The 22,566-nt window shown below is 69.5% G+C and carries 23 protein-coding genes and 3 tRNA genes; 14 read left to right on the top strand and 12 right to left on the bottom strand.

Annotated features, from left to right (window positions below; genetic code table 11):
* The first annotated feature begins 3 nt into the window (after positions 1 to 3).
* Positions 4 to 1,020, top strand: a complete 1,017-nt coding sequence (locus tag H284_RS0108365; protein ID WP_018189426.1) for an alpha/beta hydrolase — start codon at positions 4 to 6, stop codon at positions 1,018 to 1,020.
* On the opposite strand, the gene H284_RS0108360 is transcribed toward H284_RS0108365, so the two are convergent.
* On the bottom strand, positions 1,007 to 1,495 hold the full coding sequence (locus H284_RS0108360) for a YajQ family cyclic di-GMP-binding protein (RefSeq protein ID WP_018189427.1): 489 nt from the start codon (positions 1,493 to 1,495) through the stop codon (positions 1,007 to 1,009). The two genes, H284_RS0108365 and H284_RS0108360, sit on opposite strands and share 14 nt — an antisense overlap.
* A gap of 127 nt (positions 1,496 to 1,622) precedes the next feature.
* Between H284_RS0108360 and H284_RS0108355 the strand changes: the two genes are divergently transcribed.
* From H284_RS0108355 to H284_RS0108335, 5 genes are all read left to right on the top strand, one after another.
* Entirely contained in the window at positions 1,623 to 2,312 is a 690-nt protein-coding gene (locus tag H284_RS0108355) for a DedA family protein (protein ID WP_020075887.1), read from the top strand.
* Entirely contained in the window at positions 2,309 to 3,541 is a 1,233-nt protein-coding gene (locus H284_RS0108350; RefSeq protein WP_020075886.1) for a sensor histidine kinase, read from the top strand. Before H284_RS0108355 ends, H284_RS0108350 begins: the two co-directional genes overlap by 4 nt.
* Entirely contained in the window at positions 3,538 to 4,209 is a 672-nt protein-coding gene (locus H284_RS0108345; protein WP_020075885.1) for a response regulator, read from the top strand. Before H284_RS0108350 ends, H284_RS0108345 begins: the two co-directional genes overlap by 4 nt.
* Positions 4,210 to 4,378: 169 nt before the next feature.
* Positions 4,379 to 5,755: an acyltransferase family protein gene (locus tag H284_RS0108340; RefSeq protein ID WP_231371123.1), complete on the top strand. Its 1,377-nt coding sequence runs from the start codon at positions 4,379 to 4,381 to the stop codon at positions 5,753 to 5,755.
* A gap of 28 nt (positions 5,756 to 5,783) precedes the next feature.
* Positions 5,784 to 6,431 (top strand): biliverdin-producing heme oxygenase, encoded by a 648-nt coding sequence (locus tag H284_RS0108335; protein WP_018189432.1) that lies wholly within the window; start codon positions 5,784 to 5,786, stop codon positions 6,429 to 6,431.
* 12 nt (positions 6,432 to 6,443) lie between these two features.
* On the opposite strand, the gene H284_RS21025 is transcribed toward H284_RS0108335, so the two are convergent.
* Positions 6,444 to 6,587 (bottom strand): hypothetical protein, encoded by a 144-nt coding sequence (locus H284_RS21025; protein WP_166645306.1) that lies wholly within the window; start codon positions 6,585 to 6,587, stop codon positions 6,444 to 6,446.
* A gap of 67 nt (positions 6,588 to 6,654) precedes the next feature.
* Entirely contained in the window at positions 6,655 to 7,137 is a 483-nt protein-coding gene (locus tag H284_RS0108325) for a nucleoside deaminase (RefSeq protein WP_018189434.1), read from the bottom strand.
* Positions 7,138 to 7,265: 128 nt separating this feature from the next.
* Between H284_RS0108325 and H284_RS0108320 the strand changes: the two genes are divergently transcribed.
* The 3 genes from H284_RS0108320 (at position 7,266) to H284_RS0108310 (ending at position 8,714) form a co-directional block, all read left to right on the top strand.
* The gene (locus tag H284_RS0108320) at positions 7,266 to 7,616 is read left to right on the top strand and encodes a helix-turn-helix domain-containing protein (RefSeq protein WP_018189435.1); all 351 of its coding nucleotides are present in this window, start codon (positions 7,266 to 7,268) and stop codon (positions 7,614 to 7,616) included.
* 110 nt (positions 7,617 to 7,726) lie between these two features.
* Positions 7,727 to 7,808: transfer RNA gene (locus tag H284_RS0108315), tRNA-Tyr, on the top strand.
* Positions 7,809 to 7,901: 93 nt separating this feature from the next.
* Positions 7,902 to 8,714 carry an inositol monophosphatase family protein gene (locus H284_RS0108310; protein WP_020075883.1) on the top strand — a complete coding sequence of 271 codons (813 nt, stop codon included), beginning with the start codon at positions 7,902 to 7,904 and terminating at the stop codon, positions 8,712 to 8,714.
* 13 nt (positions 8,715 to 8,727) lie between these two features.
* Here the strand turns inward: H284_RS0108310 and H284_RS0108305 are convergent, their stop codons facing one another.
* The 3 genes from H284_RS0108305 to H284_RS0108295 all read right to left on the bottom strand — a co-directional run bounded on the left by H284_RS0108305 (position 8,728) and on the right by H284_RS0108295 (position 12,521).
* Positions 8,728 to 10,476: a glycoside hydrolase family 13 protein gene (locus tag H284_RS0108305; RefSeq protein ID WP_020075882.1), complete on the bottom strand. Its 1,749-nt coding sequence runs from the start codon at positions 10,474 to 10,476 to the stop codon at positions 8,728 to 8,730.
* Positions 10,477 to 10,501: 25 nt separating this feature from the next.
* Positions 10,502 to 11,530, bottom strand: a complete 1,029-nt coding sequence (locus H284_RS0108300; RefSeq protein WP_020075881.1) for a LacI family DNA-binding transcriptional regulator — start codon at positions 11,528 to 11,530, stop codon at positions 10,502 to 10,504.
* Between the two features lie 133 nt (positions 11,531 to 11,663).
* On the bottom strand, positions 11,664 to 12,521 hold the full coding sequence (locus tag H284_RS0108295; RefSeq protein ID WP_020075880.1) for a pentapeptide repeat-containing protein: 858 nt from the start codon (positions 12,519 to 12,521) through the stop codon (positions 11,664 to 11,666).
* Between the two features lie 110 nt (positions 12,522 to 12,631).
* Here H284_RS0108295 and H284_RS0108290 point away from each other — a divergent pair, with 110 nt between their 5' ends.
* The 3 genes from H284_RS0108290 to H284_RS0108280 all read left to right on the top strand — a co-directional run bounded on the left by H284_RS0108290 (position 12,632) and on the right by H284_RS0108280 (position 13,897).
* Entirely contained in the window at positions 12,632 to 13,588 is a 957-nt protein-coding gene (locus tag H284_RS0108290) for an aldo/keto reductase (protein WP_020075879.1), read from the top strand.
* Between the two features lie 118 nt (positions 13,589 to 13,706).
* Positions 13,707 to 13,778: transfer RNA gene (locus H284_RS0108285), tRNA-Thr, on the top strand.
* A 45-nt stretch (positions 13,779 to 13,823) separates the two neighbouring features.
* Positions 13,824 to 13,897 (top strand) — tRNA-Met (locus H284_RS0108280).
* Between the two features lie 103 nt (positions 13,898 to 14,000).
* On the opposite strand, the gene H284_RS0108275 is transcribed toward H284_RS0108280, so the two are convergent.
* The 6 genes from H284_RS0108275 to H284_RS0108250 form a co-directional block, all read right to left on the bottom strand.
* Positions 14,001 to 14,453, bottom strand: a complete 453-nt coding sequence (locus H284_RS0108275; protein WP_020075878.1) for a MarR family winged helix-turn-helix transcriptional regulator — start codon at positions 14,451 to 14,453, stop codon at positions 14,001 to 14,003.
* A gap of 11 nt (positions 14,454 to 14,464) precedes the next feature.
* The gene (locus H284_RS0108270; protein WP_020075877.1) at positions 14,465 to 15,223 is read right to left on the bottom strand and encodes an SDR family NAD(P)-dependent oxidoreductase; all 759 of its coding nucleotides are present in this window, start codon (positions 15,221 to 15,223) and stop codon (positions 14,465 to 14,467) included.
* A 141-nt stretch (positions 15,224 to 15,364) separates the two neighbouring features.
* The gene (locus H284_RS0108265; protein WP_020075876.1) at positions 15,365 to 15,841 is read right to left on the bottom strand and encodes a nucleoside deaminase; all 477 of its coding nucleotides are present in this window, start codon (positions 15,839 to 15,841) and stop codon (positions 15,365 to 15,367) included.
* Entirely contained in the window at positions 15,838 to 17,289 is a 1,452-nt protein-coding gene (locus H284_RS20045) for a purine-cytosine permease family protein (protein WP_020075875.1), read from the bottom strand. The genes H284_RS0108265 and H284_RS20045 overlap by 4 nt, the downstream gene beginning before the upstream one ends.
* A gap of 52 nt (positions 17,290 to 17,341) precedes the next feature.
* Positions 17,342 to 18,733, bottom strand: a complete 1,392-nt coding sequence (locus H284_RS20040; protein ID WP_020075874.1) for a sulfatase family protein — start codon at positions 18,731 to 18,733, stop codon at positions 17,342 to 17,344.
* A complete protein-coding gene (locus H284_RS0108250; RefSeq protein WP_029042870.1) occupies positions 18,730 to 19,890 on the bottom strand; it encodes an ROK family transcriptional regulator in 1,161 nt (386 codons plus the stop codon). Before H284_RS0108250 ends, H284_RS20040 begins: the two co-directional genes overlap by 4 nt.
* Positions 19,891 to 20,109: 219 nt before the next feature.
* Here H284_RS0108250 and H284_RS20035 point away from each other — a divergent pair, with 219 nt between their 5' ends.
* A complete protein-coding gene (locus H284_RS20035; RefSeq protein WP_020075872.1) occupies positions 20,110 to 21,618 on the top strand; it encodes an ABC transporter substrate-binding protein in 1,509 nt (502 codons plus the stop codon).
* On the top strand, positions 21,618 to 22,565 hold the full coding sequence (locus H284_RS0108240) for an ABC transporter permease (RefSeq protein ID WP_020075871.1): 948 nt from the start codon (positions 21,618 to 21,620) through the stop codon (positions 22,563 to 22,565). Before H284_RS20035 ends, H284_RS0108240 begins: the two co-directional genes overlap by 1 nt.
* Position 22,566: the final 1 nt, after the last annotated feature.

The following is a 22,566-nucleotide window of genomic DNA, read 5'->3' as shown; positions in this document are numbered from 1 at the left end:
GGCATGGCGAACGCGCGCGAGTGGGTCCCCGACATCCTCGGGGAGCCGTTCGAGCAGCTGACGCTTCCGCTGCGACCGGACGCGGAGGGCGACGTCGTCGCCACGCTCGTGCGATACTCGCCGCCGCCGCGCCTCCACCTGCACCGTCGGCCCGCCGCCGACACCGACGTCCTGTACGTGCACGGCTGGTCGGATTACTTCTTCCAGACCGAGCTCGCCGAGTTCTGGCACAGCCAGGGCGCTCGGTTCCACGCGCTCGATCTGCGCAAGTACGGCCGCAGTCTCCGCGAGGGGCAGACCCCGGGGTTCGTGGACGACCTGGCCGTCTACGACGAGGACATCGCGGCAGCGCTGGACGCGATCGGTCATGGCGAGACCCCGGGCGCGGACGCCCCACAGCGCCCGCGGTCGCGCCGCCTCATCCTGCTGGGCCACTCGACCGGCGGTCTCACCCTCAGCCTGTGGGCCGACCGCCACCCCGGCCGAGCGGATGCGCTCATCCTGAACAGCCCCTGGCTCGAGTTCCAAGCCCGGTCGGCGGGTCGCGCCGCCCTGACACCGCTCATCGACCTGCACGCGCGCATCGACCCGAAAGCGGCGATGCCCAACGTCGACCTGGGCTTCTACAGCCGGACGGTGTCACGCACCATGGACGGCGAGTGGGACTACGACCTGGCCTGGCGCCCCATCCGCGGCTTCCCGGTCCACCCCGCCTGGCTGGTGGCCGTGCTGGCCGGGCACGCGCGCGTCGCTGCGGGCCTGCACATCGACGCACCCGTGCTCACCCTGTTGTCCGAACGGTCGACGCTGCTGCCGCACTGGACGCCGGACATGCTGACCTCGGACGTGGTGCTCGTCGTCCGCGACATCGCTCAGCGCGCGCTGCAACTCGGGCCGACCGTCACCGTGTCGTGGCTGGAGGACGCCCTCCACGACGTGTTCCTGTCGCGACCGCCTGTGCGCCAGGCGGCATACGCATCCATCACGCAGTGGATGCGCGGGTACCTCAGCGCAGGTTGACGAACTGCAGGGCGACGTCGAGGTCCGCGTTCTTGAGCAGCGCCATGGTGGCCTGCAGATCGTCGCGGCTCTTGGAGCTGACCCGCAGCTCGTCGCCCTGGATCTGCGACTTCACGCTCTTGGGCGCCTCATCGCGGATCAGCTTGTTGATCTTCTTGGCCGCATCCTGCTCGATGCCGTTCTTGAGTCCGACCTCGATGCGGAACTCCTTGCCGGACGCGTACGGCGCGCCGGTGTCGAGCGACTTGAGGGTGATGCCCCGCTTGACGAACTTCGACTCGAGGACCTCGAGCACGGCCTTCACGCGTTCTTCGGTGTTCGCCTTCAGGAGGACCTTCTCGCCGCTCCACTCGACGGATGCGCCGACGTTCTTGAAGTCGTAGCGCTGGTCCACCTCTTTGCGGGCCTGGTTGACGGCGTTGTCCGCCTCCATCTTGTCGACCTTGCTGACGACGTCGAACGAGGAGTCTGCCATGGTGTCCGTCCTTCCCGTAGTGAGCTGCTCCCAGTCTACGAGGCGGGACAAGTCCCTCCGCGGTAGGGGTCGGACCGGTACTCCCGGGGGACGCGCGGAGGGCGCTCCGATTCCTATCGTCGGGACCATGGACGCCATCAACGACTTCATCGCGGCAGCGGCCGCATCCCCGTGGGTCTATCTCGTCGTCTTCGCGGTCGTGCTGGTGGACGCCTTCTTCCCACCCGTTCCGAGCGAGTCGGTCGTGATCGGCGCCTCTGCTGCGGCGGTCGCCGTCGGCGTCCCGAACCTGCCCCTGGTGCTGGCATGCGCCGCCGCGGGGGCGATCGTGGGCGACAACCTCACCTTCGCGCTCGGGAGGACGTTGGGGCTCGACCGGTTCCGGGTGCTGCGGAGGCCACGCATGGCCGCCGCCGTCGAGCGCGCACGGCGCGGCATCCACGCCCGCGCCGGGGTCCTGGTGCTGTCGGCGCGATACGTTCCGGTCGGTCGGGTAGCCGTCAATCTGGTGGCCGGGGCGTCCGGCCTGGCGTGGCGCCGGTTCGTCGGGCTGTCGGTCATCGCGGGCGTCTCGTGGGCGCTCTACTCCGTTACAGTGGGGGTGGTCGCGGCCCAGTGGCTGCACGGCAATGCGTTCCTCGCGATGGTCGTCGGCATCGCACTCGGGGTCGGCACGGGGGTCGTGGTGGATGCGCTCCTACGGCGTTCCGCTCGCCGGCGCGCGTCGCGGGCGGGCGTCGAGTCGCCTGCCGCCGTCGCATCCCGACCTGCGCAGACCGGAGCGCGACGCGCCGCACTGGAGGGAGGACGCCGATGACCGCGAACAGCCTCCCCACTACCGCCCGGGTCGACCGGTGGCTCCTCGTGCTGTGGATCGCAGCGTCCGCAGCGTCCGTCGCCATCGTCGCGGTCGCCGCCTCCATCGGACCGGCCGTCTACGGCGTGCCCGTCGCTCTCGCCCTGCTTCTAGCGCTCCTCCAGGGCGCGTCCATCGTTGGCGCATTGCTCTGGCCGCGCGTCGCGGCCGCTGCCGCCGCGGCCTCGCTGCTGGGCTTCGCCGTCGTCTCACCCGCGACGGCGTCCGCTCCGTGGCCGGTGTCGGCCCCATCCATCGTCGCGTTCTCGGCCACGATCGCCCTCGTCGTCGTGCGGGGCGCCTGGCGTCCCGGACTGGTGGCGTGGGCCGTCGCGGTCGCGGGAGCGGTGACCATCGGAGTGGTGGGCGGCGCTGCTGCCGGCACGGCGAGCGGAGTCGACGGCGCCGCGACGGCCGACCTGATCGTGTTCGCGTCCGTCAGCGGAGCTGTGCTCCTCGGGGCGTTGCTCGTCTCACGCTGGCAGGATGTTCGCCGCCAGTTGGTGCGCGAACGGCAGACCTCCGCGGGGGAGCTCGCACGGCGTGAGGTCGCGGAGGAGCGGACGCGCATCGCGCGCGAACTGCACGACATCGTGGCGCACGGGATGTCGGCGATCCAGGTGCAGGCGTCGAGCGCGAAGTACCGCATCCCGTCGCTCCCGGACGAGGCGGTCGCCGAGTTCGACGACCTCGCCGCCACAGCGCGCACCGCGATGGGGGAGATGCGGCGACTGCTCGGGGTGCTCCGCAGCGACGACGCCGGGGTGGAAACGGCGCCGCAGCCCGGCGTGACGGACATCCCGGCGCTGGTCGCCGACGCGGCGCGGCGCGGACGGGTGGAGCTCGTCGGCACCGACGTCGACACCGGCGGCATGGACGCCATCACCTCTCTCGCCGCCTACCGGATCGTGCAGGAGTCGCTCAGCAACGTCGCGCGGCACGCGACCGACGCCGCCACCGTGGTCCGCCTGGACCGGGTGGACGACTCGCTCGCGATCGAGGTCCGCAATGCTCCGGCCCCCGGTCGCCCCGCCTCGCCGCCTGCTCCCGACGGCGGAGGGCACGGCATCCGCGGGATGCGGGAGCGGGCGGAGCTGCTCGGTGGCACGCTGAACGCCGCCGCCCAACCCGACGGCGGGTACCTCGTGCGTGCGGTCCTCCCGCTCGCCGGGAAGAATGGGACGCCGTGACGATCTCTGTGCTCGTGGTCGACGACCAGGCGATGGTCCGCGCCGGCTTCGCCGCCATCCTCGCGGCCCAGGACGGGATCGACGTGCTCGGCCAGGCGTCGGACGGCGCTGAGGGCGTCGAACTGGCGCGCCGGCTGCGACCGGACGTCGTGCTCATGGACGTCCGAATGCCGGGGATGAACGGCATCGACGCGACGCGCGAGCTCGTCCATCCGTCGCGCGGTGAGCCGCATCGACCGCTCGTTCTCGTGCTGACCACGTTCGACGCGGACGAGTACGTCTACGACGCGCTCGCCGCCGGTGCGAGCGGGTTCCTGCTCAAGGACGCGCCGCCGGACGACCTCGTCCACGCCGTCCGTGTCGTCGCGGCCGGGGAGGCGTTGCTCGCTCCGCGCGTGACCAAACGACTGCTGGAGCGGTTCGCGACCCAGCGGCCGGCCACCTCCAGCCGCGCTCTCCTGCTCGCCGACCTGACCGAGCGCGAGCGCGAGATCCTCGTGCTCATCGGGCGGGGGATGTCGAACGCCGAGATCGCGGCGCAGCTCTTCATCGCGGAGCAGACTGTGAAGACGCACGTGAGCCGCATCTTCACCAAGCTGGGTCTACGCGACCGGGTGCAGGCCGTGATCCTGGCCTTCGATGCCGGGCTCGTCGAACCGGCGCCGTAACGCCACATACAGCGGCGACAGCGCTGGCAGCGCTGGCAGCGCTGGGCCGCTGACGCCACCCCTACCGCGGTAGTGCCCGGGGTTGGCTCCGCGGAGGGACGCGGCGGCCGACACCGCATCGAGACGCTCGTACCGACCGGTCACCCCGACCGGACGGAAGGAACGTCCGATGTCTCTCGCAGCCGCCACGCTCGCGCCCGACTCCCTGCCGACTCGGGCGAGAGCCGCTACGGGTCCGCATCCCGACCGCGCTCCGTCCTCTCGGCGTGACGCCGCAGTGGATGTGGCCCGCGCCTGGTGCCTCACCGTCGTCGTCGCCCTTCACGCTCTGATGGTCGGCGTCTCCGTCACGGCGGACGGGCCGCTGCTCCAGAACGCGATGGAGCACTGGAGCGGGTTCGGCATCCTGACCTGGTTCGGCCAGGTCATGCCGCTCTTCTTCGTGCTCGGCGGGTTCTCCGGGTTCCTACAGTGGGAGCGCGCGCGCCTGCGCGGTGTCGGGTACGGCGCCCAGCTTGCCGGTCGCCTGCGGCGCCTGTTCGTGCCGGCGGTCGCGGCGGTACTCGCGATCGTGGTGGTGCTGGCCCTGTTGCAGTTGGCCGGCGTGCCGGAGGACATCGTGGCGACCGCGGGTTTCCGGCTCAGTCAGCCGCTGTGGTTCCTCGGCGTCTACGTCGTGTGCACGGCGGCGCTGCCTTTGCTTGCCGCCCTGCATCGGCGTCGGCCCGCGATCGCGCTCGCGGGTCTCGGTGCCGCGGTCGTCGCCGTGGATGTGGTGCGCGCATCCACGGGCGTGGCGGCCGTTGGCCTGATCAATCTGCTCTTCGTATGGCTGCTCGTGCAGCAGCTGGGATTCGTTCTCGCAACGGCTCCCCGGGACGGCTGGTCAGCACGTCGAGCGAGCTGGCTGGCGGTCGCCGGTCTCGGGACTCTGGCCGTGCTGTGCGCCGTCGGCGTCTACTCTCCCGACCTCTACCTCAACCTGAACCCGCCGACGGGAGCCCTCGTGCTCCTCGGCGTCGGTCAGCTCGCCGTGTTCTCCCTCCTTCGCACCCGTCTCGCGCGTCTCGCGGAGGGTCGCATCCTCGGCCGGTACGTGGCCGCCGTGAATCGACGCGCGATGACCGTGTACTCGTGGCACATGCTCGTTCTGGTCCTTCTGGCGGGTGTGCTGCTCGTGGTGGGCGGCGAGTCGCTGCCTCAGCCGCTGTCGGCCGGGTGGTGGCTGACGCGGCCGCTGTGGCTGGCCGCCGCCGGGGTGGCGGTGGCCGGGATTGCGGCGGTCGCCGGGCGGCTCGAGGCCCGGCCGTCCGACGCGGGCGCTGGGATGGGATGGCGCGTCGCGGGGCCGGTTCGTGCGGTGTGCGCCGCGGCCGCGGGAGCCGGCGGTGTACTGCTCATTCTGGTCTCCGGGTCGGCGCTGGCGGGATGGATCGTGGGCGCCGTGCTGATCCTCGCGTGCCTCGGTCTACTTCGCTCGCCGGGTGTGTCGCCGGAGCAGCGGCCAGCCGTCTTGACGGGAGTCGCGCGGGTAGGAGAGGCTTAGGCAAGCCTTCCCTAAGTCAGGAGACCCGATGGCTGATCTGATCCCCTTCTCCGAAGCCCTCCGCGAACGCACGCGGGGTGTCCATCAGGAGAGCGAGGGCGCCGGGTTCATGCAAGACCTGATGAGCGGGCGGGGCTGCCGCGACGACTACATCCAGCTGCTCTCGCAGCACTACTTCATCTACGAGGCCCTCGAAGAGGCGGCCGTGTGGATGCGCGAAGACCCGGTCGCCGCCCTGTTCATCAGCCCCAAGCTGACCCGCCTGCCGGCGATCGAGGCCGACCTCGCCTTCCTGCTCGGCGACGACTGGCGCGAGCGGATCGCGCCCCTGCCCTCGACAGCGCGGTACACGGCCCGCATCCGCGAGGTCGGGCGCACCTGGCCGGGCGGCTTCATCGCGCACCACTACACGCGGTACCTCGGCGATCTGTCCGGCGGCCAGATCATCCGCACCCTGCTTCAGCGGCAGTACGGGTTCGAGACCAACGGCGTCGGGTTCTACCTGTTCGCCGACATCGCCAAGCCGAAGCTGTTCAAGGACACCTATCGGTCGCAGCTGGATGCGGTCGAGTGGACCGAGGAGGAGCGCGACCGCGTCATCGGGGAGGTGTCGCTGGCCTTCCGCTTCAACACGGAACTGTTCGACGACCTGGCGACGGCGAAGGCCGCCGCCTGACGCTGACCGGGATCAGGCCGTCTGCGCGAGCTCGGCGTAGTAGGTGACGTGGCAGCCGTCACCGTTGCACTCGACGCAGAGGGTGATCTCCTCACTGCGCTGGGCGGGGTCGGCCCCGGTCCCGTCGCACCGTTCGCAAATCTCCAACGTTCTCATGCCCCCGATTGTGCGCCCGACCACCGACATCGGCCGCAGGCCCGTCGGGGTGTCGCGATCGCGGCCTTCAGTCGTGCCAGAAGCCGCGGTGCGGATCGGCCGCTTCGTCTTCGAGGACCGGGCCGAGGACGGTGACCTCGCGGCTCCCGTCGGCGAAGATGAGGCGGCACGGGTGGTCCAGCGTCGGATTCTCGGGGTGGTCGCCCGTGAGGGCGCGCAGCCCCTGCTCGGAGAGGCCGTAGACCACCGTGCCGATCCCGGCCCAGTAGATCGCGCCGCTGCACATGGCGCACGGCTCGCACGAGGTGACGAGGGTGTATCCGGGGAGCTCGGCGTGCGGGATGGCCTCCCACGCCTTCCGCACCAGATTGGTCTCCGCGTGGCCGGTGATGTCGTTCTCGGTGACCACGGTGTTCTCCGCTTCGAGGGAGATCGTGCCGTCGGGAGCGACGAGGATCGCGCCGAACGGGTGGTTGCCGTGGGCGCGGGCGTCGAGGGACACCTGGATCGCGCGTCGCACGTGGTCTTCGGTCGCTGCTGCTGCGGTCATGGGTCGGGTCCTCCTGAGTGGATGCGCGGGCGGCTGGGCCCGATACCTGTCTATCGGTGATTCTGCCCAGAGCAGAACCGCCGAAATCGACGGGCGCGGATGCGGCCGAGCCGACATAGGCTGGCGGCATGCTCGTACGGCATGCGATCGGATCGGTGCTCCGCCGGATCAGGACGGAGCGCGGGACGACGCTGCGCGAGCTCTCCGAGACCTCCAGGGTGTCGGTCCCGTACCTCTCCGAGATCGAGCGGGGCCGCAAAGAGGCGTCGTCCGAGATTCTCGCCGCGCTGTGCCGCGTGCTCGGGATCAGCGAGGGCGAGCTCCTGACCCGCGTCGCGGCCGAGTTCGCGGGTGCGCAGGTGCTTACCCTGGTGCCGGAGCGGGAGATCGAGCGCGAGCCCGCATCCACTCTCGAGCTGCAGTCCGCTGCGGTCGGCGGCACCGCGCAGACCTCCGGCGTCGTCGCGCTCGCCGCCTGACGCCGGCCGTGTGGCCGCTGAGCGGGCGCTGATTTCGTCTGCAGCCGCCCGCCGAGTATTCTTGTGTGGCGCCTTCGGTCACGAGTGAACTGGTGGTCGAAAGCGCCAATGGCGAGTTACCCAAGCGGCCAAAGGGATCTGACTGTAAATCAGCTGTCTACGACTTCGGGGGTTCGAATCCCTCACTCGCCACCGCGTTCAGAACGCTTCGCGACAAGCCCTCGGCCACCGGCCGGGGGCTGTCGTCATGAGACGCATGCCACACAGGTCTGACAGGCTGGAGGCATGACCTCCAACGCCGAGCTGCTCGAGATCGCCGCCACCGTCGCCCGCCGCGCCGCCGCCTTCGCGCTGCAGCGCCGTCAGGACGGGGTGGAGATCGCCGCGTCCAAGTCGTCGCTCAGCGACATCGTCACGCGCGCCGACCGCGAGACGGAGCAGCTGATCCGCGACGCGCTCTCGGCCGCACGCCCGCGCGACGGGTTCCTCGGGGAGGAGTCCGGCGGCGGCAGCAGCCAGAGCGGACTGACGTGGGTGGTCGACCCGATCGACGGGACGGTCAACTACTTCTACGGCATCCCGGCCTGGGCCGTCAGCATCGCCGTCGTCGAGGGCGATCCGGAGCCCGCGACCTGGAAGGCTCTCGCCGGCGCTGTGGTGAACCCCATCTCCGGAGAGGTCTTCACCGCGCACACCGGGGGAGGGGCGCGGCTGAACGGGGAGCCCATCCACGTCACCGAAGGGGTGGAGCTGCCGCTCGCCCTCATCGGCACCGGCTTCGGCTACGACGCCGAGGTGCGGCGCCGGCAGGCGGGATTCGTCGCCGAGCTGATCGGCGACGTGCGCGACATCCGCCGCATCGGCGCCGCGTCGCTCGACCTGTGCTCCGTCGCCGCCGGCCGGCTCGACGGGTACTACGAGCGGGGACTGAACCCGTGGGATCACGCCGCCGGCGCCCTGATCGCCCAGGAGGCCGGAGCGCGCGTCGCCGGAATCGGCGGAGGCCCGGCCGACCGCCGCCTCACGGTGGCGGCCGCGCCGGACCTCTTCGAGCAGCTGCACCCCCGCGTCGAGCGCTTCTACGCCGACTGGGAGTGACGCCGAGCGCGGCTCAGACCAGCCAGGCGGTCGTGTCGCGGGGAAGCGTGCCTCCGTCGAGCGCCCCGCTCGCCAGGACGACCTCGCCCTCGGGCAGCTCCACCGGCTCCTCCCCGAAGTTGACCACCACGGTGACCTCGCCGGAGCGGAAGGCGAGCGTGTCGCCGCCCAGGTCCATCCATTCGGGGGAGCCGAACGCCAGGTCGTAGCGACGGCGGGCCTCCAGGGCGTCCTGGTACATCGTCAGCGTCGAACCCGGAACGCCCGCCTGCGACGACCGGGTGTATGCCGCCCAGGTCGCAGGCTGGGGCAGCCAGCTCGCGGCGGTCGGCCCGAAACCGTATGACGCCTCGGCGCCCTCCCACGGGATGGGGACGCGGCAGCCGTCCCGGCCGTACCGCTCGCCGTTGGTGCGGAACCACGTCGGGTCCTGGCGCGCGTCGTCCGGCAGGTCGATCGCCTCGGGCAGCCCGAGCTCCTCGCCCTGGTAGAGGTAGGCGGAACCGGGCAGGGCCAGCATGAGCGCCGTCGCCGCCCGTGCGCGGTGCAGCGCGAAGACCGGATCGGGCAGTCCTGTGGTCTTCGGGCCGATGCCGTGCCCCTGCAGGTTCTCGCCGTGCAGCGCGAGGCGCGTCGCGTGGCGGACGACGTCGTGGTTCGACAGCACCCAGGTGCTCGGGGCGCCGACGCTGCTGAACGCGGCGATCGAGCGGTCGATCACGCTTCGGAGGGCGGACGCGTTCCACGGGGTCTCCAGGTACGCGAAGTTGAAGGTCTGCTGCATCTCGTCCGGCCGGACCCAGCGGGCCAGCTTGTCGAGCGGCTCCACCCAGGCCTCGCCGCACAGCACGCGGTCGCCGGTGTACTCATCCAGGACCTTGTGCCAGTCGCGGTAGATGGCGTGCACGCCGTCCTGAGCGAAGTAGGGAGGCGTCGGCGGCTCGCCGTCGGCGTGCGCCGCGATCTCCGGCTCCAGCGGGATGCCGCCGGTCTCCTGCGTCGACGCAGTGCCGCCCATGCTGCCCATGTGCGCGGGCGGGGTGTAGTCGGGAAGGCCGGCCTCCTTGACCATGCCGTGGGCGACATCCACACGGAAGCCGTCGACACCGCGGTCCAGCCAGAAGCGCAGGATGTCACGGAACTGCTCCCAGACCCACGGGTTCTCCCAGTCGAAGTCCGGCTGCGACTTGTCGAACAGGTGCAGGTACCACTGGCCGAGACGACCGTCGGCCTCGGTGATGCGCGTCCACGCAGCGCCGCCGAAGATGGACTCCCAGTTGTTCGGCGGCAGTTCGCCGTTCTCGCCCTTCCCGTCACGGAAGATGTACCGCGCCCGCTCGGGGCTTCCCGGACCGGCCGCGAGCGCCTCCTGGAACCAGCGGTGATCGCTCGACGAGTGGTTCGGGACGATGTCGATGATCACGCGCAGACCGAGGTCGTGCGCGGTCGCCAGCATCGTGTCGAAGTCGGCGAGGGTGCCGAAGCGGACGTCGACGTCGCAGTAGTCGGAGACGTCGTACCCGGCGTCGCGCTGCGGCGAGCTCTGGAACGGAGACAGCCAGACGGCATCCACACCCAGCTCGCGGAGAGCGGGGAGGCGGTGGGTGATGCCGGGCAGGTCGCCCATCCCGTCGCCGTCCGAGTCGGCGAAGGAGCGCGGATACACCTGGTAGATGACGGCGGAGCGCCACCATTCGCGGCCGGGGGCCGACGGCGTGAGCTCGGTGTGGGGGAGGGGGGTCGGAGCGGCGATGGTGGTCACCTCGTGTTCGTGTCGGTTGTGATGGTCAGGGGTGGACGGCGGTGCTGGACCGCACGATCAGATCCGCCGGAGCGGTGTGGCTGAGGGGTTCGGGGCGTGCCCGGGTCGGAGCGGCCCGCGCGGCCTGGAGGGCGTCGAGCAGCAGGGCGGCGGCCTGTTCGCCCTGCCGGTCGGGATGCTGCGCGACCGTGCTCAGTCCGAAGAAGTCGGCGAGCGGATGGTCGTCGATGCCGATGATGGAGACGTCGCGGGGGACGGAGAGCCCGAGGTCGCGTGCGGCGAGGATGGCGCCGATGGCCATCTCGTCCGAGGCCGCGAAGATCGCCGTCGGGCGCTCGTGCGGCGACCCGAGCAGCTGCTTCGCCGCGTCGTATCCGCCGGGGAGCGTGAAGTCGGAGGCGCGGTGCAGCTGCTCGTCGACGGGGAGGCCCGCATCCCGCAGCGCCTGCTCGTAGCCGAGGCGCCGGCTGGTCGGGATGTGGAAGTCGAGGTCGAACTCCTGCGAGCCGCCGATGTGGGCGATGCGGGTGTGCCCAAGCGAGATCAGGTGATCGGTCGCGAGGCGGGCGACGGCCAGGTCGTCGATGGTCAGGGTGCTGACGCCGGGGAGGGGGCCGCCCACGCCGACGACGGGCTTTCCGAGTGCGAGGAGCCGGCCGACCTCCTCCTCCGCGAGCTCCAGCGAGACGGTGAAGACCGCATCCACCCGGTTGCGCAGGAGGTGGTGGTCGAAGACGCGACGGCGCTCGCCGCCGTCCCCGCTGAGGTTGTAGAGCGTGAGGTCGTAGCCCTGCCCGAGCAGGACGCGCTCGGCGCCCTCGATGACGGAGGTGAAGAACCAGCGGTTGAGGTGCGGCACGACGGCGCCGATGTTGCGCGTGCGGCCGGAGGCGAGGCTCGACGCGTCGGAGGAGACGACGTACCCGAGCTCCGACGCCGCCTGGACGACGCGTGCCCGTGTGCGGTCGGAGACCGGGCCGTTGCCGCTCAGGGCGCGGGAGACGGTGGCCGTGGAGACGCCGGCGAGACGCGCGACATCGTCGATCCCGGGCATCCCACCTCCTGCGTCTCGCGTCGTGTCTGATGCGGTGGAAGCGTTTGCGTCCGCCGGTGTCCCGCGGTCGGCCGCGCACAGCGGCAGTATAGCGAGTGGGGTGGAAGCGTTTGCACTCTGTGACGCGATGCGGTCACGCCCAGTGGCCGGGGCGGTCGAGCGTCGGCGGCAGGAGGGTGCGGCTGTCGCCCGTCGCCGCGTTGACCTGCACCTGCGTCAGATAGATCGCCTCGCGGAGGTCGGCGCCGTCGAGGCGCGCGTCGCGGAGGTCGGCTCCGATCAGTTCGGCACGGGACAGGTCGGCGTCGCGGAGGTCGGCGGCGATCAGGAGAGCGCCGCGGAGTTCGGCCCCCCGGAGGTCGGCCCCGCGGAGGTCGGCGCCCAGGAGGTCTGCGCCCGGTTGGATGCGCGAACGCGCGGTCCGCTTCCTGCCGGCACCGAGGGGCCCGGTGCCGACGGGTCCGGCCTCGCGGGTGAGCCGAGCGGCCTCGCGGAGGAGCTCGGCGGCCGGTGCGCGCAGGTCGTCGATGTCGGAGTCGACGATGACCGCGCTCGGCGCGTCTGTCAGCTCCAGCACCTCCGCACGCGCACGGCGGAGCGCGGGATGGATCCCGGCTGCCGCGGGCAGTGCGAGCGCCTCCTCGAGGTACCAGAGAAGCTCGTGCAGCTGGCGCATGAGCGGGAAGACGGCGAACATCTCGCGACGGCGGTCGGCGTCGTCGCGCCACCCCATCCCGTCGAAGGTGTGCTGCGTCACCTGCTGGCCGGCTCCGAAGCAGTCGAAGACCGTGCAGCCCCGGAAGCCGCTCTCGCGGAGCCTCGGGTGGATGGTGCAGAGGTCGTCGTGGTCGAGGTTGACGCAGGGGTCGCCGGCGGGCTTGTCGAACGCGAAGTCGGCGGAGCGTGCGAAGGCGAGGGCGACGCAGCAGAGTCCGACGCACCGGGAGCAGTCGGCTCTTAGCTCGCGGCGGGGGTCTTCAGCGGTGCGCACCCGTCCACAGTACGGGTCCGCTGCAACCTTTCCACACCCTCAGGAAGAGCCGGAATAGCCCTGGGCCGACCGCGTTAGCGTGGAAGAACGACACAACGAAGGAGAACAGCATGACTGCACCGCGCCGCACGATCGGTTCGTCCGACCTCGAGGTCTTCCCGCTCTCTCTGGGGGGTAACGTCTTCGGCTGGACGGCCGACCGCGAGACATCGTTCGACGTCCTCGACGGGTACACCGCGGCGGGCGGCAACTTCGTCGACACCGCCGACGGCTACTCGGCGTGGGTCCCTGGCAACACGGGCGGCGACTCCGAGCGCATCCTCGGCGAGTGGTTCGAAGCACGCGGCAACCGCGACCAGGTGGTGCTCGCCACGAAGGTGAGCCAGCACCCCGACTTCAAGGGACTCGCCGCCGACAACATCCGTCGGGCGGCCGACGCCTCGCTGGAGCGGCTGAAGTCGGACTACATCGACCTCTACTACGCCCACTTCGACGACGAGACGGTGCCGTTGGAGGAGACCGTGGCGGCGCTCTCCGGCCTGGTGGATGCGGGCAAGGTCCGCTACATCGGCATCTCGAACTACTCGCCCGAGCGCATCGAGGAGTGGTTCCGGATCACCGAGCGCGAGGGGCTCCACCGCGCCGTCGCCCTCCAGCCGCACTACAACCTCGTCGAGCGCGGGTACGAGACGACGTACCGCCCGATCGCCGAGCGCGAGGGCCTCGGTGTGATGCCGTACTTCGCTCTCGCCGCCGGCTTCCTGACGGGCAAGTACCGCGACGGCGTCACGGTCGACAGCGCTCGCGCCGGCGGTGCCGCGAAGTACCTCGACGACACCGGCCGCACCGTCCTCTCGGCCCTGGACGAGGTGGCCGCCGCCCACGGCGCCTCCGTCGCATCGGTCGCCCTCGCCTGGCTGGCCGCGCAGCCGACCATCACCGCCCCGATCGCCAGCGCCCGCACCACGGAGCAGCTGCCTGACCTCCTCGCATCCGTCGACCTCGAACTCACGGGCGACGAGCTGGAGGCGCTCGCCGGAGCCTCGGAGGCGGCCAAGGCGGCCTGAGCCTGGCAGGGGGCGGGGCCGCCGCTGCCGGGCGTCCGCAATGGTACGGAGCACCCTGTCGTGGGTGGTATCCTCGAACGGTTGCCGAAAACGACGTGCCTCCGGCCGTCACGGCTCCGCCCCCTTAGCTCATTGGTAGAGCACTTCCTTGGTAAGGAAGAGGTAGTGGGTCCGATTCCCACAGGGGGCTCCGTCTCCCGTCCTGCGACTGGCTCGCTCGACGTGGGGATGCCACGGCGGGGTAGCTCAGGTGGTTAGAGCACACGGCTCATAATCGTGGTGTCGCGGGTTCGAGTCCCGCCCTCGCTACAGGTTCTTGAAACACGGAAACGGCGGCTGTCAGACAGCCGCCGTTTCGTGGTTTGCGGAGGGTTTCGCGCGCAACGTGGACGCACTCCAACGTCGTGCTGGCTCATGAGCCTCCGAAGGTGTGGGCCTCGACCTGTTCGGTCGCTGTGCGCAGCACGCGAATGGCCGTTGCGAGGTCGTCGGGGTCGATGCCGACGAGCGCGACGGAGCGTACTTCATCGAACGGGTCGGGGAGGGTGCTCCACAGGGCGCGACCGTCGGTGGTCAGGGTGACGAGCCGCTGCCGCTGATCCGTCGCAGAGGGCGCCTGCTCGACAAGGCCTTTGCGTACGAGCGTCGCGATGATGCCGCTGAGACTCGCCCGTTCGATGTGCAGTGCGCGGCCGAGGTCGCGCTGTGAGGTCGGTCCGGAGGTGGCGAGCTGGTAGAGCACCGCCCACTGTGTCGAGCCGATGCCTCTCGGTCGAAGAACGCGATCGACGGCGCCGCGGTTGGCGTAGTAATACCGTTTGGCCCAGGTGCCGACGGTCTCTGGCTCGGAAACGGGCTCGGTCATGCGTTCAGTATTCACCAGGGGATAGGTGTGTTCTCCCAACGCGTGAACGTTCCGCTCGGACCCTCCGGTCCCAACAGGCACACCCGCACCACCTCGCGGGAGCCGTCCTCGACAGACTCGGTCCCCGCGAAGTTGTTCAGGTTCGTGGCGGTGAAGGCAGGCGAGACCAGGTTGACTTTGATGTCCGTCGCCTCCAACTCGACCATCATGGCCAGGGTGATCGCGTTCTGGGCCGCTTTGGACGCCGGATAAACCGGTCCGAACATCGAATGGTACGGGTAGTCGGGGTCCGCGTTGGCTGTCAGCGACCCGACCCCGCTCGACACGTTGACGATCCGGGCATCGGCCGACTTCCGCAGGAGCGGCAGCATCGCCTGGTACACCGCGAGAGTGCCGAAGACGTTGGTCTCCCACACTGTTCGGATCTCGTCCAGGGACGCGGTGCTGGCCTTGTTCGCCGCGGCGTAGTCGCCGAGGAAGTCCCCATCGCTGCTTCGGGCGCGGGAGATGCCGGCGTTGTTGACGAGAAGGTCCAGCCGCCCGAACTCGTCCGTGATGCGCTGGGCGGCGGTGGCGATCGAGGCGGCGTCCGTCACGTCGATCTGGATCGGGTGGGCTCCCTCCCCGATCTGCTCAGCTGCGGCCTGTCCGCGCGCAGGGTCGCGAGAGCCGAGCAGCACCGTGACGCCGTTCGCCACGAGTTCCTTCGCGACCTGGAACCCGACTCCCTGATTCGCCCCGGTGATCAGGGCGATGCGTTCTCCGGTCATGTTCTACTCCTATCGATTCGGTACCGAACGATTGTCGTTCGGTACCATACGAATGTCAAGAGGCTCGAAACACCGGAGACGGCGGCTGATCATCAGCCGCCGTTTCTTCGTTCTCGGGGGAGGAGGTGCGACCCGCCTCAGTCACTCCTCCCCGATGTCCTCGTTCCAGAGCTCGGGGTTGGACTCGATGAATGTCCCCATCATGGCGATCAGCTCCGGGTCGTTGACGACCGTGACCTCCACGCCGTGCTCTGCCAGCCAGTCCTGGCCGCCGAGGAAGTTCCGGTCGTCGCCCACGATCACACGGCCGATGCCGAACTGTCTGACCAGGCCGGAGCAGTACCAGCACGGCGACAGGGTGGTGACCATGACCGTGTCGCGGTAGCTGCGCTGGCGTCCGGCGTTGCGGAAGGCGTTCGTCTCGGCGTGCATGGAGGCGTCGCCGTCCTGCACCCGGCGGTTGTGACCGCTGCCGAGCAGTCTGCCTTCGCCGTCGAACAGCGCGGCGCCGATCGGGATGCCGCCGGCCTCCGCACCGCGACGTGCCTCCTCCGCTGCGACGGCGAGCTTCTCAGCGTCCGTCGCGTAGACGCGGTCATCCGCGTCGGCGGCGCTCACGCGACCGTGTCCGCGGCGTCCACCCCGACGATCACCGACGGTTCCGTCGCGAGAGAGGCGCCAAGCTGGACCTTGAAGGCGCGGAACAGGATCCAGTAGAGCGCGGCCGCGAGCACGAACCCGACGAGCGGCGTCAGGTCGCCGATCGGCGCTGCCGCTGCGATCGGGCCCGTGTAGAACGTCTGAGCCGAGAACAGCCAGATCGACACCGCGCCCGCGACCAGGAGCGAGATCCAACCCGCCGGGTTGCGGTAATTCGCGTGGCTCGTGACCAGGCTCGCTATCTCGGTGCCACGGCGCAGGAGTCGGTCGGTGAGGACGACGCCGAGCCACGGCGCGATCCAGTAGGCGATGACGAGGAGGAAGTTCTCGTACTTCGCTCCCGCGTCCGGCAGAGCGCTCCACGCGATGAAGAACCCGATGACGCCGAAGCCGAGCGCGACGATCGCACGGCGCCAGGCGAACGGTATCTTGATGCCGGCGGCAAGGAACGACATCGCCCCGGAGTAGATGTTGAGCGCGTTCGCCGCGATCGCTCCGACGGCGATGGCCAGCAGGGTGAGGTCGCGGATGACGACCGGCATGTGGGCGGTGAATGAGGCCGTCGGGTCGTCGGGGTTGAATCCCGCGATCGTCGCCGCCGCCGCGCCCGCGGCCATGAGCACGACGCAGCTGATGAAGTTGCCGAGACCGGCCGCCCAGCCGATCGCCCGGCGGCTGGAGTTCGCGGGAAGGTACCGGCTGTAGTCGGACGCGTAGGGGTTCCACCCCGCGGCGTAGCCGAACGCGGCAGCGGCGGTCAGAGTCCAGCCGGCGAAGCTGAAGCCGCCGCCCTTGACCGGAGCGCCGAGGTTCGCATGCGCGAACACGGTGATCGTCGCGACCAGGAAGATCGCTCCCAGGATGTAGGTCGCGTACCGCTCGAAGAGCTGCACCAGGTCGTGGCCGATGAAGGCGACGACCACCTCGACGACGACGACGATCAGCAGCGACAGCACGGCGGGCATCCCGGTCAGCGTGGTGAGCGCAAACGCGCCGCTGACGGAGTTGACCGCGAACCAACCGAGCCCGGCCATCACCGTGTTCAGGGCCGACGGCAGGATGTTGCCGCGGCTGCCGAATGCCGTGCGGCCGATCACCATCTGGGCGAGCCCCTCGCGGGGACCCCAGGTGGACAGGATGCCCTGCGTGAGGGCGCCGAGCGCCGTGCCGAAGACGAGCGCGGTCATCGACTGCCAGAAGCCCAGCCCGAAGAACGCCACCCCTATCACGCCGACGAAGATCGTCGCGAACTCGAGATTCGGGGCGGTCCAGGTGGCGAAAAGCTGCCATGGAGAACCGTGCCGGCGCTCCGGCGGAATGGCTTCGATGCCGCCCGACTCGACGCTGGTGACGCTGACGTGCTGCGCGTCGGCGGGCGCTATCCCTGCCGTGGGGGAAGTGATCATGGAGGCAGCATAGGAAGATCCGATCCGGCGAGCTTCTTCGCGGGCGGAAAAGTCACATGTTGTTTACATGAGGCAAGGACAGTTGGCGCTGTGTGAGCACGCGGGTGGCGAAGGTCTTCGTCTGCGGGTCGCCGTGCTCGCTCATCCACTCGGCGATGCGCTGCCGGAAGTCGTCGAGCACGTCTGCGTGAGCCGGATCAGCCGCGAGATTGTGCAGACCGTACGGGTCGACGGTGAGATCGTAGAGTTCCTCCGGAGCGCGGTGGAGGTAGAACTCGGATCGCTCGGCCACCTCGGCCGAGGTCTCCGCCGCCGTGGTCATCGCCCCCCAGGTGAGCCCGTCCATGTTCTCGGCCTTGTACGTTCGGCCGGAGCCGGCCCATTGGTTCCAGATGTAGCCGAAGCGGCGATCCTGTGCGCAGCGCATCTCGAAGCGCCGCTTGCCCGATGTCTCGTGGAACACGGTGAACATCGTGTCGCGTCCGAGGTCCGCGCCTTCTTCGAGGAGCGCCTGCAGCGGGAGACCGTCGAGGTCGTCGTCGTTCGGGAGACCGAGGATGCCGGTGATCGTGGGGAAGAAATCCAGCGATGACACGAGCGACCGGTCATCGACCCCTCCGGCGGCGATGTGGCCGGGCCAGCGCATGATCAGAGGTGTGAGCGTGCTGCGCAGGTAGCAGTTCGCCTTGGCGAACGGGAACGCCATCCCGTTGTCCGAGAGGAAGATGACGAGCGTCCGCTCGCGTTGCCCCGAGGCGTCCAACGCGCCGAGGACGGCGCCGACGACATCGTCGCAGCGTCGAACCGACGCCAGGTACTGGGCGTATTCGGTGCGCACGCCCTCCAGGTCGGGGAGGAACCCGGGCGGTTCGGCCTGGCTCGCATCGTAGGTCTGCGATGGAGCGGGAATGCGACTCCGCTCCTCCTCCGACCACTTGGCCGCTTCATCCGCACTCCCGTGGAACGGCCGGTGCGGATCGTGCGCGTTCGCCATGAGGAACCACGGCTTGCCGTCGGCCTGCGCGAGGAAGTCCGTGGTGGCGGACCCGTACCTGGCGGGGTCCCGCCCGAGCCCGAGCTGCTCCATCTGGCGGATGAAGTCCCAGCCGAAGCGCTCGACGGGAGCGATGTGACCCACCTTGCCGAGGATGCCGAGTTCGTATCCCTCGCCGGACAGCAGCTCGGTGAGAAGCGTGACGCCGTCGTTGATGGGCTCGAAGCCCTCGGCCCCGTTGCGGTGCGGGACGAGGCCGGTCATGATCGCGGAACGGCTGGGCTGGCAGACGGCTGCGATCACGTGCGCGCGGGTGAACCGGATGCCTTCCCCGGCGAGGCGATCGAGGTTCGGAGTGATCCCGGAGGGGCCGCCGAATGACGAGGGCGAACCGGCGTCCATATCGTCGGCGGTGATAAGCAGGATGTTCGGTCGAGCGGCGTCGGTCATGAGTAGTGCAGAACCTCCAGGGCGATCGCGGCCGCGCCGCGGATGAGAGCGTCGTCGTCGCCGTCCGCGGGCTCGACGCGGAGAGAGTCGCGGAGCAGGGGGAAGATCCGGTCGCGGGTGCCCTCGCGCAGACGGGCGATCACCTCGGGTGGGGCGGATGACAGCGAGCCGCCCACGAGAAGCAGTTCGGGAGTGAAGAGATTCACGATGATGGCCATCGAGCGGACGAGGTGGTCGATGACCTGGTCCTCGAGTGCGGCGACGGCGGGATCCTGGCGCGCCCGACGATGCAGTTCCGACATGACGTTCGTGTCGGGCAGGACGGGGCCGCCCAGTTCTGCCAGGCGTGCGGCGACGTAGGGTTCGGCGACGACGGTGTCCAGGCAGCCGCGCCCTCCGCACGAGCACGGCAGGCCGTCCTCGACGACCCGGGTGTGACCGATGTAGCTTTCGCCGCCGGTTCCGTGGCCGCCGTAGAACGGCTCGCCCTTGACGGCGACGCCGAGGCCGACGCCGTTGCGGACGTAGAGGTACGCGAGGCTGTCTGCGCCGTGACCGCCGTATCGGGCCTCGCCGAGCGCCAGCGACCGGACATTGTGGTCGACGACGACAGGGATCCCGAGGCGGTCCTCCAGGAGATCTGAGATCGGGACGTCGCTCCACCCCAGGTTGACGGAACGGATGTTGGTGCGCCTGGCGAGATCGACAGGACCCGGTGCGCCGACACCCACGCCGGTGCAGGTCGGTCCCGCGTCGGCGGCGAGCAGGGAACGGACGTCAGCGGCGATGAGGCTCATCACGTCCTCGGGCGGCAACGTCGGATCGAAGGTCGAGACGGTGCGGCTCCGCACGTGCGATCGGGCATCGGTCAGGCCGACCCGGTACTTGCCGACGCCGAGCTGGACACCGCAGACCGTCAGCGCCTCGGGGACGGGGACCAGAGAGATCGCCGGCCGGCCCAATCCGCCGTACTCGTCCGCCCTCTCGGTGAGCAGGCCGAGCTCGATCAGCGGAGCGACCGTCTTCGTGATGGTGGTCGGCGACAGTCCGGTGATCGCGGACAGCCGCGTGCGCGACGTCGGTCCCTCGTCGCGCAGGATCTTCAGCACCATCCCTTCGTAAGGGCCCCGGTGCCGGGTGGGCTCGAGCAGCGTCATCGCGTACACATTTCCATTCCTCGGGTTGACACCCGCAGCCTATCGCATTACTTTCTCCATTGGAGAAAAAATGTAGCTTCGGCTCGCCCCGTCTCCCTGATCCTTTCGCGACGTGCCGCACCAGGACGTCCCACTCAATGAAGAGGAGCAACGATGCCCAGCAAGGATCCATCAACCCGACGAAAGTGGCTCACGCCACGCAAGGCCCTCGTAGCAGGCGTGGTCATCGCGCTCGCACTCACCGGCTGCACCTCGGCGCGCAGCGTCGGACAGAGCACCGGCGACGGCAAACCCGTCGACGGTGGGACGCTCACCGTCGCCATGGCCCTGGATGCACTGCCCAGCGGCCTGTTCGGAACCCTCGACCGCAACTGGCCGTGGGCGGACAACGTCTTCGAGCCCCTCATCCGCCTCGAGCCCGGCACGCGCAAGATCGAACCGGTGCTGGCCACCAGCGTGGACGTTGCGTCCGACGGCAAGAGCGCGAAGGTCAGCCTGCGCAAAGGCGTGACCTTCCAGAACGGTCAGCCGTTCACCGCCGACGCCGTCAAGTTCACGATCGAGAAGTCGATCGACCCGGCCAGTGGAGACAACCTGGCCTTCGTCGCCAAGCAGTTCACGAACGTCGCGGTCGACAGCCCCACCAGCCTGACGATCACCTTCGGCAAGGTTCTGGGGGACTCGTTCCTCGACTACCTGAACCAGACCGAGATCGTCGACCCGTCCTCTTTCGCGGGACTGGCCGACGGGTCGGCGGTCGTGGGAACCGGCCCGTTCAGCTTCGGCGACTGGCGCCCGGGCGCCGGGTTCACCCTCAGCAAGTACAAGGACTACTGGGATGCCAAGCAGGTCCATCTCGACAAGATCGAGTACGTCGTCACCACCGACCCGACCGCTGAGATCAACGCCGTCAAGAGTGGACGCGCCCAGGTCGCCTACGGAATGGCACCCGTGAACGCGGCCACTTTCCAGAACAACAAGCAGTACAACTTCGTCAAGGGCGGCGGCTCGATCTACCCGATCGGCCTCAACGTCCAGAACGCGCCGCTGAACACCAAGGAGGTTCGGCAGGCGATCGCCTACGCCATCGACCGCAAGCGTCTGAACTCCCAGGTCTTCGCCGGTCTCGGCACCGTCACGGACCTCCCGTGGGCGCCCGGGGCCGCCGGCGTCGGGAAGTCGCGTGAGCAGCACTACACGTACGACCCGGACAAGGCCAAGAAGCTGGTGAAGGAGGCAGGCGCAGAAGGGGCGGAGGTCACGATCACGTACAACCGCTCCAACGCCACGGTCAACGCCGAATACCAGATCATCGCCAACAACCTCACCGCGATCGGCCTGAAGCCCGTAGCCGACGGCCGCGACCAGCCGAACTACCAGGCGGCGCAGAGCCAGGGCACCATCCCTGGCGCCTTCCTCACCCTCCACGGTCAGGTCGGACTCTCCGCTTCGACCATCGCCCAGGCCCTCCCGACCCTGCGCAAGGGCAACACCTCGCACATGGACACGCCCGAGTACCTGCAGCTGAGCGCGGCGCTGGCCAATGCCACGAGCGCCAAGGAGAGCGAGAAGGCGCTCGGCGAGCTTTCCGACTACCTCCTCGACCAGGCGTTCCTGAACACGATGATCCAGTCGCCCGGTGCGGTTGTCGCATCCTCGTCCGTCAAGAACATCGACGTCTCGATCCGTGGGCTGTTGCTGTTCAAGAGCGCATATGTGAGCAAGTGATGGCCAGGTTCCTGCTCAGCAAACTCCCGTCGTTCATCCTGGTCGTGGTCGTCAGCTCGGTGATCGCGTTCCTTCTGCCGCGACTCGCCCCGGGCGACCCGGCCGTGGTTCTCGCCGGACCGGACGCATCCCCGGAGGTGATCTCCAAGATCCGCGACGACCTGGGACTGGATCAGCCGATCTGGACCCAGTACATCAAGTGGATCGGCGGCGTGCTGCACGGGGACCTCGGCCAGTCGTACGTGCTGAAGCGTCCGGTAGGCGAGCTCATCTCCAGCCGGATCGACAGCACCCTCGAGCTCGCCATCCTGGCGGCGATCATCATGATCGCCGTCGGGGTGGGGCTCGGGGTCCTCGGCGGCGCGAAGCGCTCGCCGGCCATCCGCGGCCTGGTGGACACCTTCAGCACCATCTTCCTCGCGACCCCGCCGTTCCTTACGGGCCTCCTGCTGATCCTGCTCCTCGGATTCGCGATCCCGATCCTGCCGATCAGCGGAGAGACCTCGCTGCTGACCGACCCGGGGATCGGCATCCAATTCCTGATCCTGCCCGCGATCGCGCTGGCGCTGCCGCAGGCCGCCGTGATCGCCCGCATGCTGCAGACATCGATGCTGACCACGCGCGGAGAAGACTTCGTCGACCTGGCGAAGGCGAAGGGCGTTCCGCCCACCCTCATCACCCGCCGGCACGTCCTGCGCAACAGCTTCGGCTCGGTCGTGGTCGTCATCGGCCTGCGCATCGGCGAACTCCTCGCCGGAGCGATCGTGGTGGAGTCGATCTTCGCCCGGAACGGTCTCGGCAGCCTGGCGGTCTCGTCCGTGCAGAGCCGCGACTACCTGGTGGTCCAGGCCCTCGTCCTCGGCGCCGTGATGATCGCGGTGATCATCCAGCTGCTGTCCGAGGTCGTCCTGGCTGCCCTCGACCCCCGCGTCCGACTGGGAGACTGAC

This window comes from Cryocola sp. 340MFSha3.1 (genome assembly GCF_000383315.1).
Lineage (GTDB): Bacteria > Actinomycetota > Actinomycetes > Actinomycetales > Microbacteriaceae > Leifsonia.
The sequence above is the reverse complement of the archived record's forward strand: the minus strand, read 5'-3'. Positions and strand labels throughout refer to the sequence as shown.